Source organism: Xenorhabdus ishibashii (genome assembly GCF_002632755.1).
GTDB classification, from domain to species: domain Bacteria; phylum Pseudomonadota; class Gammaproteobacteria; order Enterobacterales; family Enterobacteriaceae; genus Xenorhabdus; species Xenorhabdus ishibashii.
In genome coordinates this window covers 1,123,844-1,136,857 of sequence record NZ_NJAK01000001.1, presented here as the reverse complement: position 1 = coordinate 1,136,857, position 13,014 = coordinate 1,123,844, and the positions used below count along the sequence as shown (strand labels likewise).

Below are 13,014 nucleotides of genomic sequence, written 5' to 3'. Positions count from 1 at the left end.
CATACGAAAAATTGTTTTTTCCGGATCTACGATTAAGCGGCCATATATTTATATAGCCGCAGGGTAATTCTGTGAACTTATTTATGAAATAGAAAGTTCATACCGTTAATCAATATTTCTTAGCAGTTCATTAAGACCGACTTTACCACGGGTCTTAGCATCAACCTTTTTCACGATAACAGCGCAATACAGGCTATAGCTGCCATCTTTCGACGGAAGATTACCGGATACGACGACGGAACCCGCGGGTACGCGCCCATAATGGATTTCGCCGGTTTCGCGATCATAAATCTTGGTGCTCTGGCCGATGTAAACACCCATTGAGATCACAGAGCCTTCTTCGACGATAACGCCTTCTACAATCTCAGAGCGTGCGCCGATAAAACAGTTGTCTTCAATGATGGTTGGGTTGGCTTGCAAGGGTTCCAGGACACCGCCAATACCAACCCCACCGGATAAGTGAACATTTTTACCGATCTGAGCACAGGAGCCGACTGTTGCCCAAGTGTCTACCATTGTGCCTTCATCCACGTAAGCACCAAGGTTGACGTAAGAGGGCATCAATACGGTATTACGGGCGATATAAGCGCCCTGACGGACAGCCGCAGGAGGCACGACACGGAATCCTTCTTTTTCAAAACGTGCCTGATCATAGTCAGCAAATTTCATTGGCACTTTGTCGAAATAGCGGCTTTCAGCACCTTCCATCACTTGGTTGTCATTAATGCGGAAGGAAAGCAATACCGCTTTTTTCAGCCATTGATGAGTTACCCACTCTCCGTCGATTTTTTCAGCGACACGCAATTTGCCGCTGTCCAGCATTTGAATAACCTGATTAATGGCATCGCGAGTTGCACTATCAACGGTAGTTGGGGTGATGTTAACGCGGTTTTCAAATGCATTTTCGATAGTAGCTTGTAATTGCTGCATAAGTATGCGGTTCCTAATTTCTGTTAAGAGAATCTTGTTGTAGTTTATCCTGTGTATCGAGGGCTTCTGTCAACCTTTCTGATAATTCATCCTTTATTTTTTTATGTAATGCGTTTTGATCTTTATCCGCTAATACAAAAAAGTCCTCCACGCGTTCACCAATGGTCGTAATGCGGGCGCCATGTAAGAAAACACCCAATTCGGCAAAAATATTGCCAACTCGTGCCAATAATCCAGGTTGATCCAATGCAACCAACTCCATATAAGTACGGCGAGCGTTTTTTGTTGGTAAAAAGTTAACTTTGGTTGGGACATTAAAATGGCGCAACTTTGCGGGCAGGTTGCGAGCCTTTAGTACTTTAGGATGTGGATCGTTCACGACTTTCAATAAGGCACGACGGATAGGTTCGTGACGATCAAATGCCAGCGGATGGCCGTTGGGATCTAAAACAACAAAGGTATCCATCGCCATCTCATCACGATTGGTGAAAATTTGGGCATCATGGACACTTAAATTACGCTTGTCCAATTCCCCAACAACGGCAGCAAAAAGCGAAGGTCTATCTTGGCACCAAATAAAAATTTCTGTGCCACCGTGGGAGAATGCGGTACTGATCAAAACCATGGGTTCCTGAGAAGGATGATGGATTAAGTGGCTGGCGTGCCACGCTAATTGATCAGGAGTGTGGCGCAGGAAATAATCGGCATGACAACGGTTCCAGATATTGTGTAAACGTTGTTCGTCGATATTTTCTTGACGCAGAAGCGCCAATGCTTGTAAGCGATTGTTACGGATACGTTCCCGTAAATCAGGGGTATTTTGAATACCTTGGCGCAATTGGGTTTCAGTAGCGAAATAGAGTTCACGTATCAGGCTCTGTTTCCAGCTATTCCACAGTTTAGCGTTGGTAGCACAAATATCTGCAACGGTCAGGCAGACTAAGTAATTAAGGCGATTTTGGTTTTTAACCTGGCTGGCAAATTGTTGGATGATTTCTGGATCTTGAATATCCCGACGTTGTGCAGTCACTGACATTAGCAGATGGTCGCGAACCAGCCATTCCACTAATTCTGCTTCGTGGTTTGTCAGACCATGCTGTTGTGCGAAGATGAAGGCATCTTTGGCTCCAAGCTCAGAATGATCGCCGTTGCGTCCTTTAGCGATATCATGGAAAAAAGCCGCCAGTCGCAATAGTTCTGGTTGAGGCAGACGTGGATAAATTTCAACACACAGAGGATGGATCACACGGTTGTTTTCATCGGCAAAACTTTCCAGTTTTTGCAGTACGCGGATAGTGTGTTCATCAACGGTGTAAGCATGAAAAAGGTCAAATTGCATCTGGCCGACAATATGACTCCAAAATGGCATATAAGCCCCTAAGACACTATGTATATGCATAGGGAGTAACGCCCCAGCAACCGCATGGGGATGGCGCAGAATATCCATGAAAATTTTTCGTGCTTCGGGGCGTTCGCACAATGGCGTGGTCAGATTTCTACGGGCATAGCGAAGCTGGCGCAATGTGGTGGAATAGATCCCCTTAATTTCACGATGCGCAGCCATGTGATAAAACATTCTCAATATTGAAGTGGGATCACGGCTAAACAACGTTTCATCGATAAGATCGATAAGGTTTCCTCGTAATTGAAACTCGGTGTTCAAGGAACGTGGTTTTTCATTGGGTTGCAATGCCAAAATGGCTTCATCAAACAGTTGCAGCAGCATGTTATTCAGCTCACTGACGCGGCGAGTCATGCGATAGAAATCTTTCATCATTCGCTCGACAGGCTGGTTTCTTTCCCCTTCATAGCCGAGTAGCTGGGCAACACTGAACTGACGTTCGAACAGCAGCCGATTATCATAACGGGTCACAACCAAATGAAGCGCAAAACGGATGCGCCAGAGAAAATTCTGGCATTCGTTCAATTCATTGCGTTCTTCTTGGGTCAGGAAACCAAAATTGACCATCTCATCTAAGGAAGTGGCGCCAAAATGGCGATGAGCGACCCAAAGTAACGTGTGAATATCGCGTAACCCACCTGGACTGCTTTTGATATCAGGCTCCAAATTGTAACTGGTGCTGTGATAGCGTTGATGGCGTTCTTGTTGTTCAGTAATTTTGGCTGCGAAAAATTGAGCGGATGGCCAGAAATCATCACTGAAAATATATTTCTGCAAGCGTAGAAATAGGAGTAAATCCCCACAAATCAAGCGGGACTCAATGAGATTAGTCGCGATAGTCGGGTCGGAAAGCCCTTTTTGCTGGCATTCTTCGAATGTCCTGACACTGTGGCCGACTTCAAGATGAATATCCCAAAGTAGGGCAATGAACTGCCCAAGACGAGTTGATTGCTCTTCAGTCAATGGCAATTCGCTCAGAATCAATAGGTCAATGTCAGAGAGAGGATGCAGTTCGCGGCGACCGTAGCCACCTACCGCAATCAGGGAAAAGGAATCGATCTGATCAAATCCCTGTTCCTGCCATAATCGCTTAAGAAGTTGATCAATATAGTCACTGCGGGTGTAAATCAGTGCGTCCGGTGAGATCCCTGCCTTGAATGCATGCTCAAGCCATAGCTGGAATTCATCAATATGCTGTTTAAGTGCAGGAAATTGCAGATCATCGTGGGAAAACTCCGCAGGAGAAAGGGGCGGAACGGGTGCTTGCGCTAAGGATATATCAACCGGCATATGCAGAAACCTATTTTGAGAAAGCCCGTGAGGAAGCAGACTATGGTGACCAGATTACTGAGAAAACTATAGGATGAACAGGGTATTATTGACAGAGATTAAAGCTCCCCGTGGGTTGAAAGTAGCAGGGAGCTTATTGATTAAATTTAATAAATTGTGTTAGCTGGCAATTATGCGTTCACTAATACCGCTGTGATCTGCGCTTCTTCTTCCTGGCGCCATGTCATGATTTCACAACCATTATCGGTAACAACAATAGTGTGCTCGTACTGTGCAGACCAACCGCGATCTTTGGTTTTAACTGTCCAGCCATCTTTCATGGAGCGGATACGAAAATCACCGGCGTTAACCATCGGCTCAATGGTGAATGCCATACCTTTTTGCAATACTACACCGCCATCATCAGCATCGTAATGCAGAACATGAGGTTCTTCGTGGAAACCTCTGCCGATACCGTGGCCGCAGTATTCGCGGACAACAGAGTAATCGTGACTTTCTACAAACTGCTGAATTGCCTTGCCAATGGTACGCAGACGGATGCCGGGCTTCACCATTTTCAGGGCAAGGTACAGGCTTTCTTGTGTTACGCGGCACAGACGCTCCCCCTGAATAGTGGGCTTGCCGACGATAAACATTTTAGAAGTATCACCGTGGAATTCATCTTTGATGACTGTCACGTCAATATTGACGATATCTCCTTCTTTCAGGACCTTATCATCGCTTGGAATACCATGACAAACCACGTCATTGACGGAGATACATACGGATTTAGGGAATCCGTGGTAGCCCAGACAAGCTGAGATGACCTGTTGTTTTTCGGTAATGTGCTTGTGGCAGATACGATCAAGTTCACCTGTAGTGACACCGGCTTTAACGTAAGGCGCAATCATTTCCAGAACTTCGGCGGCCAGACGTCCGGCAACCCGCATTTTCTGAATGTCTTCTTCTGTTTTGATAGAGATAGCCATAAAATGGGTCCATTTAAGTCGGAAAATCACCGACTACTTGATATTAATTAAGGAAAGTGTTGCCGGTAATGGTATCAGCCCACCGAATGGATGCCAATATAACCCGCATCGGTAACGTAATAAACATTACGGTAACAGCGGTAGCCGTAACAAATGTTGGAGTCTGATGGTGGTTTATGGTATAAAGCGCGCCGGTATTCTGCGTAATTGTTGCTGATGTAATGCAATTCGTCAGGGATACTAAATAAACTCATTATGTGTAAATAACACACACGGATCGGCACATACACCGGGGTGCTCTTATGCGGTTAACTCATTTATATGAATCATCTGCAGCCAAGGAGTCGGTGTCATGGGATCTGTGGAGGCATAACCCCAATTAACTTTATAGAGGTCTAAAATGGCAACTGTTTCCATGCGCGATATGCTGCAAGCGGGCGTTCACTTCGGTCACCAGACTCGTTACTGGAACCCAAAAATGAAACCTTTCATCTTTGGTGCTCGTAACAAAGTTCATATCATCAACCTGGAAAAAACTGTTCCAATGTTCAACGGTGCTTTGGCAGAGCTGAACAAAATCGCTTCCCGTAAAGGTAAAATTCTGTTTGTTGGCACCAAGCGTGCTGCTAGCGAAGCAGTAAAAGAATCAGCATTGAGCTGTGACCAATACTTCGTTAACCACCGTTGGTTGGGTGGTATGCTGACTAACTGGAAAACTGTTCGTCAGTCAATCAAACGTTTGAAAGATCTGGAAATTCAGTCTCAGGACGGTACTTTTGACAAGCTGACTAAAAAAGAAGCGCTGATGCGTTCTCGTGAGCTTGGCAAACTGGAAAACAGCCTGGGCGGTATCAAAGACATGGGCGGCCTGCCTGATGCTCTGTTTGTTATCGACGCTGAACACGAACACATTGCTATCAAAGAAGCAAACAACCTGGGTATCCCTGTATTCGCTATCGTTGATACCAACTCTGATCCAGATGGCGTTGACTTCATCATCCCTGGTAACGACGACGCAATCCGTGCAGTTAAACTGTACCTGACTGCGGCAGCTACCGCTGTTCGTGAAGGTCGTTCCCAAGATCTGGCTGTTCAGGCTGAAGAAGGTCTTGTAGACGCAGAATAATAAGGCCTGCTCATTTTGTTTGAGCCCTTATTGACCAGGTATTGAGATATATTGGTTAGGGGGCCTGTTATGGCCCCCTTTACCTATCTGGTATAGAACTATTATCTGATATAGAACTTTCCACGCGGATATTATCTTCCCGCGAGACACATCGAGGAATAAAACAAATGGCTGACATTACCGCTGCTCTGGTAAAAGAACTGCGTGAGCGTACTGGCGCAGGCATGATGGAATGTAAAAAAGCACTGGTTGAAGCAAATGGTGATATCGAACTGGCTATCGATAACATGCGTAAATCAGGTCAGGCAAAAGCGGCTAAGAAAGCAGGCCGTGTTGCTGCTGAAGGTGTTATTCTGGTTGAAGTTGCGGCTGATGCTAAATTCGCAGCTATCGTTGAACTGAACTGTGAAACTGACTTCGTTGCTAAAGATGCTGGTTTCCTGGCGTTCGGTAAAGATGTTATCACTTCTGTTGTGGCAGACAAAAATGCTGACATCGACGCACTGAAAGCGAAGTTCGAAGAACAGCGCACTGGCCTGGTAGCGAAAATTGGTGAGAACATCAACATTCGTCGCGTTGCTATTCTGGAAGGTGAAGCGGTTGGTTCTTACCTGCACGGTTCCCGTATCGGTGTTCTGGTTGTAGCTGAAGGCGCAAACGAAGAACTGATCAAACACGTCGCAATGCACGTTGCGGCAAGCAAGCCAGAATACGTGAATCCAACTGACGTTCCTGCTGACGTTGTTGAGCGTGAGCATCAGATCCAGTTGGAAATCGCAATGCAGTCTGGCAAGCCTCGCGAAATCGCAGAGAAAATGGTTTCTGGCCGTATGAACAAATTCACCGGCGAAATCTCTCTGACTGGCCAGAACTTTGTGATGGACCCAAGCAAATCTGTTGGCGATCTGCTGAAAGAAAACAATGCTAAAGTTATCAACTTCATCCGCTTCGAAGTTGGTGAAGGTATTGAGAAAGTTGAAGCTGATTTTGCAGCAGAAGTTGCTGCAATGAGCAAACAGTCTTAATTTTCTTAAACGGAGCCGCCGGTTGGCGGTTCTGTTTTATCTCATGATGAATTTTTACATCTAGGCTGTATAGCGTGGATGTGTAGTAGTTGAGTAAATCATAATCTATCCCCAATAATCCTTATCTGCTTAGGACTGAACACCATGGCAACCAATGCAAAACCCGTATATCAGAGAATCCTGCTTAAGCTCAGTGGAGAAGCCCTGCAAGGCGCAGAAGGTTTTGGTATCGACGCCAGTGTCTTAGACCGCATGGCTCAGGAAATCAAAGAACTGGTTGAGCTGGGTATTCAGGTCGGTGTCGTTATTGGAGGAGGTAACCTGTTTCGTGGTGCCGGTTTGGCAGAAGCAGGGATGAACCGTGTAGTAGGCGACCACATGGGCATGTTGGCGACTGTGATGAATGGTCTGGCAATGCGTGATGCTTTGCACCGCGCCTATGTGAACGCTCGTTTGATGTCTGCCATCCCACTGAATGGCGTATGTGACAATTATAGCTGGGCTGAGGCGATCAGCTTACTGCGTCACGGTCGTGTTGTTATTTTCTCTGCAGGCACTGGTAACCCGTTCTTTACGACCGATTCCGCTGCATGTCTGCGTGGCATTGAAATCGAAGCGGATGTTGTGTTAAAAGCAACCAAAGTTGATGGCGTTTATTCTGCTGATCCTGCAAAAGATCCTGAAGCCGTTCTCTACAATAAGCTCACTTATCAGGATGTATTGGAGCGTGAATTGAAAGTGATGGATCTGGCGGCCTTTACACTGGCTCGTGACCATAACCTGCCAATTCGTGTCTTTAATATGAACAAACCAGGTGCCCTTCGTCGTGTTGTGATGGGGGAAAATGAAGGTACGTTGATTTCTCACGGCTGATTTTTCACCGTTCGTGCTCAGAGACATTGGTGAAATTTGACGGTATGATCAGCGTCCTGATGCGCCAAATTTAATGACACTGGGTCACATATATCGTAGCGTACTCGGTTCACTTATCTATGATGTATGCGATGTGACCTAAAAAATAACCATCTCCCAAGGGTTTGTAACGTGATTAATGAAATCCAGAAAGACGCACAAGACCGCATGGAAAAAAGCGTCGAAGCACTGAAAAATCAAATTAGCAAGGTTCGTACTGGCCGTGCTTCTCCTAGCCTGTTGGATGGCATCAGCGTTGAATATTATGGCGCTGCAACTCCACTGCGTCAGATTGCAAACGTCGTTGCAGAAGATGCCCGTACTTTGGCGATCACCGTATTTGATCGTTCTATAACCGCGGCGGTTGAAAAAGCGATTATGGCTTCTGATCTGGGACTGAACCCATCTTCTGCCGGAACCATTATTCGTGTTCCATTGCCACCATTGACAGAAGAGCGCCGCAAAGATCTCATTAAAGTTGTGCGTGGAGAAGCGGAACAGGGTCGTGTTTCCATCCGTAACATTCGCCGTGATGCGAACGATAAGGTCAAGGCACTGTTGAAAGACAAAGAAATCAGTGAAGATGAAGAACGTCGTTCACAAGATGAAATTCAGAAACTGACTGACAGCTTCATTAAGAAAATTGATGAAGCGCTGGCAAACAAAGAAACTGAGTTGATGGATTTCTAATTGCCGTTTCATGCATACAGCGCCGCAGCTTTTGCGGCGTTGTTCTTATCCTGGATATTACACTTCGTATCACATTTCTTTCTCAAGCGATGGACATAGCGATCTGCACCGCTCAAACTATAACGATTTTCTGTTGCGATTTTCCATTGCAATTTATATCAGTAGCATACTTAGAGTATTAAAATGAAACGGTTAACTATTCTTGGCTCAACGGGTTCGATTGGGAAAAGTACGCTTTCTGTTGTCCGCAATAACCCGAAGAAATTCAGTGTCATCGCACTGGTTGCCGGGAAAAATATTGAAGTCATGGCACAACAATGTTTGGAATTTCACCCTCAATATGCAGCAATGGCGGATGAGCAGTCGGCAAAAGCTTTGCGTCAGTTATTGCAGGAGCAAGGAAGCCAAACTGAAGTGCTGTTTGGTAAAGACGCTATTTGTGATTTAGCTGCATTGGAAGACGTCGATCAGGTCATGTCAGCTATTGTTGGCGTCGCAGGTTTATTGCCGACTTTAGCCGCTATCCGCAAGGGCAAACAAGTTCTGCTGGCTAACAAAGAATCTTTGATTACCAGTGGCCGTCTGTTTATGGATGCAGTTGTCCAATATAAAGCGCAATTGTTGCCAATTGATAGCGAACATAATGCCATTTTCCAAAGTTTGCCGGAGGGCGTTCAGCATAATCTTGGCAAGGCAACTTTAAAAGATCATGGTATTTCCAGCATTATTTTAACGGGTTCGGGCGGGCCATTCCGCAAAACGTCTTTGGAGAAGCTGCCCAACGTGACTCCGGATGAAGCATGTGCTCATCCTATCTGGTCAATGGGACGCAAAATTTCTGTCGATTCTGCCACCATGATGAACAAGGGATTGGAATATATCGAAGCGCGTTACCTGTTCAATGCATCAGCAGATGAAATGGAAGTATTATTGCATCCCCAATCGGTCATTCATTCGATGGTTCGTTATCAGGATGGTAGCATCATCGCGCAACTGGGAACGCAGGATATGTGCACCCCAATCGCTTATGCGATGGCTTATCCTAATCGAATTCCATCTGGTGCAAAGCCATTAGATTTTACTGAATTGAGCATGCTCACTTTTGAATCCCTGGATTATCAGCGTTATCCTTGTTTAAAACTGGCGATTGAGGCTTGTCACCAGGGGCAGGCGGCAACAACGGCGTTGAATGCAGTAAATGAAGAAACCGTTGATGTTTTTTTGCAAGGTGGGATCCGTTTCACAGATATTGCGACAATCAATCGGTCGGTCGTTGAAAAAATAAATGTATCTGAACCCCAAAGTATCGAAGAAGTCTTAGAAATCGACAATATAGCGAGGGTCTTAGCGAAAGAAGTCATAAGCACCTTTGCCAAATAGCAAGTTTTATTGATAAGTATAGGTTTGCGTTTTGGCAAATGATATAGTTCGCGGGTAAATTACAGTTGCTATAATAGTCATTTCAATGACTTGGTGCTTGCATTCTAATCATAGATAAGCATAGGTATGTCAGAGACAAAGGCTTTCTTTAGTCGTGCCAGAAATAGCCGTGCTATCCGTGGTAATTGTTGACACGTGACACGATTTTTTTCATGTGGAAGTGATTGAGTTTACCAAAAGTCAGCTTAGTTATTTAAGGATTATTTTGAGTGATATCTCCCAGTGATAGTGACTCATTGCCGATATTACCCAGACATGTCGCCATCATTATGGATGGTAATGGTCGCTGGGCAAAAAAACGAGGCAAATTGAGAGTCTTTGGCCACCGTGCAGGAATTAAAGCCGTACGCAGTGCCGTGAGTTTTTCAGTGAAACATAATATTAACTCACTAACGCTATATGCTTTTAGCAGCGAAAACTGGAATCGCCCACAGCAGGAAGTGAGTTCATTGATGGAGTTGTTTGTTTTTGCTCTCGATAATGAAGTAAAAAACCTGCATAAACACAATGTGAAATTGTCTGTGATTGGTGATATCAGTCGTTTTAGCTCACGGTTGCAGGAGCGTATCCGCCGTTCTGTTGAATTAACAGCGGGCAATACCGGATTGCAGCTTAATATTGCCGCTAACTATGGTGGTCGTTGGGATCTGGTGCAAAGTTTTAAACAAATTGCTGAAAAGATTGCAGCCAATGAATTGGCTCCTGAAGAGATTACCGAAGCTACAGTTGATAATTTCATCAATTTAAGTCAGCAGCCTGAAGTTGATCTGGTCATTAGGACTGGCGGTGAACATCGTATCAGTAACTTCCTGCTATGGCAGATAGCTTATGCAGAATTCTATTTTACCGATATACTTTGGCCTGATTTTGATGAAACTGTTTTTGAAGGTGCGATTAATGCCTTTGCCAAACGAGACCGCCGATTTGGCGGAACAACAGACGATGCCGAAGTGGGATCATAGGAGGATAACTTGCTGAAGTACCGTCTTTTAACTACGTTGATATTGATTCCACTTGTGATTGTAGCGCTGTTTTTTCTCCCCCCAGCCGGTTTTGGGCTGGTTGTCATTGCTGTTTCAGCACTTGCTGCATGGGAATGGGGACAATTTGCAGGTCTTTTCACTCAAGTTAAACGTATTACGCTGGCTGTGTTACTTGCTGTAGGGTTATTGGCCTTGCAGTATTCTTTGTCGGACTTTTCTCATCTCATTGAAAAACCACAAGTTGCATACTTATTGTGGGCTGGCATGCTTTGGTGGATAGCCGCCATTTTATTGGTGGTGACTTATCCGGCTTCAGCTTCTATCTGGAAAGTGTCGGTTACCTTGCGACTGCTGTTCGGGGTTCTGACTATCGTGCCATTTTATTGTGGGATGATGGTACTGCGTACCCAGGGCTATGAAAATAACCCCTATGATGGTGCATGGTGGTTGCTGTACGTCATGCTGTTAGTGTGGGCTGCCGATTCAGGTGCTTATATTTTTGGCCGTACAATGGGTAAACATAAAATGGCACCAAAAGTATCTCCAGGCAAAACGCTTGAGGGGTTGGTTGGTGGGTTATTAACGGCTGCACTGATTTCGTGGTTGTTCGGTAAATTTGCCCCTGTCCCCGCGATGCCAGAACATTTGTTGCTGATTTCTACGGTGGTGGTGATTGCCTCGGTTTTTGGTGACTTGACTGAAAGTATGTTCAAACGGGAATCTGGGATCAAAGACAGCAGTCAATTGATTCCAGGGCATGGTGGTGTCATGGATCGGGTTGATAGTTTAACTGCGGCAGTTCCGGTGTTTGCTGGGCTGGTTATGTTGATTTCTTCTGGATTTATTCTCTGAAGGTACGTAATGGATATTCTCTGGAATCTGGCTGCATTTATTGTTGCTTTGGGTGTTCTCATCACTGTGCATGAGTTTGGTCATTTTTGGGTTGCCAGACGATGCGGTATCTATGTTGAACGCTTTTCCATCGGATTTGGCAAAGTGCTTTGGCGTCGTACAGATAAACAGGGAACCGAATACGTTATCGCTCTTATCCCCCTTGGCGGTTATGTCAAAATGCTTGACGAGCGGGTTGGAGAAGTTGCTCCCGAACGTCGTCATATGGCATTTAATAACAAAACGATTGGCCAGCGTGCGGCTGTTATCAGCGCTGGGCCAATTGCAAATTTCATTCTGGCAGTGATCGCTTATTGGCTGGTTTTTGTGATAGGCGTGCCATCTGTGCGTCCGGTAGTGTTGGATGTTAAGCCAAACTCGATTGCTGCACAGGCAAATATTTTGCCTGGAATGGAACTAAAAGCCGTTAATGGTATCGAAACTCCTGATTGGAATTCAGTACGTCTTGCTATGGTAGGTAAGGTGGGGGCGACATCGGTAACGATGGATGTCTTGCCTCTGAATGCACTTGATAGTGTTCAAAAAACACTGGATTTAAGTCAATGGACCTTCGATCCATCCAGGCAGGATGTTTTGCTGTCTTTGGGAATGATGCCCGTTGTACCGCGGCTTAGTTCGCAAGTAGAAAAAGTTTATCCTGCTTCAGCCGCTGAAAAAGCGGGTTTACAAAGTGGGGACAGGATCGTTAAAGTCAACAATCAAGATGTAGATGTATGGCACACTTTTTCATCTTTTGTCAGGAAGAATCCTGATGTTCCTCTAAAATTGGACGTTGCGAGAGCTGGTGGAATGATCTCCCTGTCTCTGACTCCTGAAGTCAGGAAATTATCCAACGGTCGTGAAGAAGGGTTTGCTGGCGCCGAATTGAAAGTCATTCCACTAGCGGATGAATACAAGGTTATTCAGCAATATGGACCTTTTTCTGCTATTTATGAGGCAGGAGACAAGACTTGGCAATTAATGAAGCTGACTGTCAATATGATCGGCAAATTGATTGTAGGTGACTTAAAACTTAATAACCTGAGCGGCCCGATTTCCATTGCCAAAGGTGCCGGAGTATCGGCTGATTCTGGCTTGGTGTATTATTTAATGTTTCTGGCGCTGATTAGCGTCAATCTTGGGATCATTAATTTGTTCCCATTACCTGTACTAGATGGTGGACACTTGCTTTTCCTTGCTATCGAAAAGATCAAGGGAGGGCCAGTCTCCGAGCGTGTACAAGACTTCAGTTATCGCATTGGTGCTATGTTACTGGTGTTATTAATGGGGCTTGCACTTTTCAATGATTTCTCTCGCTTTTAAGGCGGGAGACCGGTTAGGAAAACGCATAACAACG

At 45.3% G+C, this 13,014-nt stretch carries 11 protein-coding genes; 8 read left to right on the top strand and 3 right to left on the bottom strand.

Annotated elements, in window-relative coordinates; all coding sequences use genetic code 11:
* Positions 1 to 105: 105 nt before the first annotated feature.
* From dapD to map, 3 genes are all read right to left on the bottom strand, one after another.
* Positions 106 to 930 (bottom strand): 2,3,4,5-tetrahydropyridine-2,6-dicarboxylate N-succinyltransferase, encoded by an 825-nt coding sequence (gene dapD / locus Xish_RS05305; protein WP_099117014.1) that lies wholly within the window; start codon positions 928 to 930, stop codon positions 106 to 108.
* Between the two features lie 13 nt (positions 931 to 943).
* Positions 944 to 3,622, bottom strand: a complete 2,679-nt coding sequence (gene glnD / locus Xish_RS05300; protein WP_099117013.1) for a bifunctional uridylyltransferase/uridylyl-removing protein GlnD — start codon at positions 3,620 to 3,622, stop codon at positions 944 to 946.
* A gap of 170 nt (positions 3,623 to 3,792) precedes the next feature.
* The gene (gene map / locus Xish_RS05295; RefSeq protein WP_099117012.1) at positions 3,793 to 4,590 is read right to left on the bottom strand and encodes a type I methionyl aminopeptidase; all 798 of its coding nucleotides are present in this window, start codon (positions 4,588 to 4,590) and stop codon (positions 3,793 to 3,795) included.
* A 400-nt stretch (positions 4,591 to 4,990) separates the two neighbouring features.
* On the opposite strand from map, the gene rpsB reads away from it, so the two are divergent.
* The 8 genes from rpsB to rseP all read left to right on the top strand — a co-directional run bounded on the left by rpsB (position 4,991) and on the right by rseP (position 12,980).
* Positions 4,991 to 5,716: a 30S ribosomal protein S2 gene (gene rpsB, locus Xish_RS05290; RefSeq protein ID WP_074023440.1), complete on the top strand. Its 726-nt coding sequence runs from the start codon at positions 4,991 to 4,993 to the stop codon at positions 5,714 to 5,716.
* Between the two features lie 167 nt (positions 5,717 to 5,883).
* Positions 5,884 to 6,741: a translation elongation factor Ts gene (gene tsf, locus Xish_RS05285; RefSeq protein ID WP_099117011.1), complete on the top strand. Its 858-nt coding sequence runs from the start codon at positions 5,884 to 5,886 to the stop codon at positions 6,739 to 6,741.
* Between the two features lie 144 nt (positions 6,742 to 6,885).
* The gene (gene pyrH / locus Xish_RS05280; protein WP_099117010.1) at positions 6,886 to 7,614 is read left to right on the top strand and encodes a UMP kinase; all 729 of its coding nucleotides are present in this window, start codon (positions 6,886 to 6,888) and stop codon (positions 7,612 to 7,614) included.
* Between the two features lie 171 nt (positions 7,615 to 7,785).
* Positions 7,786 to 8,343: a ribosome recycling factor gene (gene frr / locus Xish_RS05275; RefSeq protein ID WP_099117009.1), complete on the top strand. Its 558-nt coding sequence runs from the start codon at positions 7,786 to 7,788 to the stop codon at positions 8,341 to 8,343.
* Between the two features lie 183 nt (positions 8,344 to 8,526).
* Positions 8,527 to 9,723, top strand: a complete 1,197-nt coding sequence (gene ispC / locus Xish_RS05270) for a 1-deoxy-D-xylulose-5-phosphate reductoisomerase (protein ID WP_099117008.1) — start codon at positions 8,527 to 8,529, stop codon at positions 9,721 to 9,723.
* 329 nt (positions 9,724 to 10,052) lie between these two features.
* Positions 10,053 to 10,745 (top strand): polyprenyl diphosphate synthase, encoded by a 693-nt coding sequence (gene uppS, locus Xish_RS05265; RefSeq protein WP_244186107.1) that lies wholly within the window; start codon positions 10,053 to 10,055, stop codon positions 10,743 to 10,745.
* A gap of 9 nt (positions 10,746 to 10,754) precedes the next feature.
* Entirely contained in the window at positions 10,755 to 11,618 is an 864-nt protein-coding gene (gene cdsA / locus Xish_RS05260) for a phosphatidate cytidylyltransferase (RefSeq protein ID WP_099117006.1), read from the top strand.
* 9 nt (positions 11,619 to 11,627) lie between these two features.
* A complete protein-coding gene (gene rseP / locus Xish_RS05255) occupies positions 11,628 to 12,980 on the top strand; it encodes a sigma E protease regulator RseP (RefSeq protein WP_099117005.1) in 1,353 nt (450 codons plus the stop codon).
* The last annotated feature ends 34 nt before the right edge of the window (positions 12,981 to 13,014 follow it).

What these genes read in the sequence shown, in the direction of transcription:
- dapD (WP_099117014.1), bottom strand. Translation starts at nt 930, where the DNA reads ATGCAGCAATTACAAGCTACTATCGAAAATGCATTTGAAAACCGCGTT.
- glnD (WP_099117013.1), bottom strand. Translation starts at nt 3,622, where the DNA reads ATGCCGGTTGATATATCCTTAGCGCAAGCACCCGTTCCGCCCCTTTCT.
- map (WP_099117012.1), bottom strand. Translation starts at nt 4,590, where the DNA reads ATGGCTATCTCTATCAAAACAGAAGAAGACATTCAGAAAATGCGGGTT.
- rpsB (WP_074023440.1), top strand. Translation starts at nt 4,991, where the DNA reads ATGGCAACTGTTTCCATGCGCGATATGCTGCAAGCGGGCGTTCACTTC.
- tsf (WP_099117011.1), top strand. Translation starts at nt 5,884, where the DNA reads ATGGCTGACATTACCGCTGCTCTGGTAAAAGAACTGCGTGAGCGTACT.
- pyrH (WP_099117010.1), top strand. Translation starts at nt 6,886, where the DNA reads ATGGCAACCAATGCAAAACCCGTATATCAGAGAATCCTGCTTAAGCTC.
- ispC (WP_099117008.1), top strand. Translation starts at nt 8,527, where the DNA reads ATGAAACGGTTAACTATTCTTGGCTCAACGGGTTCGATTGGGAAAAGT.
- uppS (WP_244186107.1), top strand. Translation starts at nt 10,053, where the DNA reads ATGGATGGTAATGGTCGCTGGGCAAAAAAACGAGGCAAATTGAGAGTC.
- rseP (WP_099117005.1), top strand. Translation starts at nt 11,628, where the DNA reads ATGGATATTCTCTGGAATCTGGCTGCATTTATTGTTGCTTTGGGTGTT.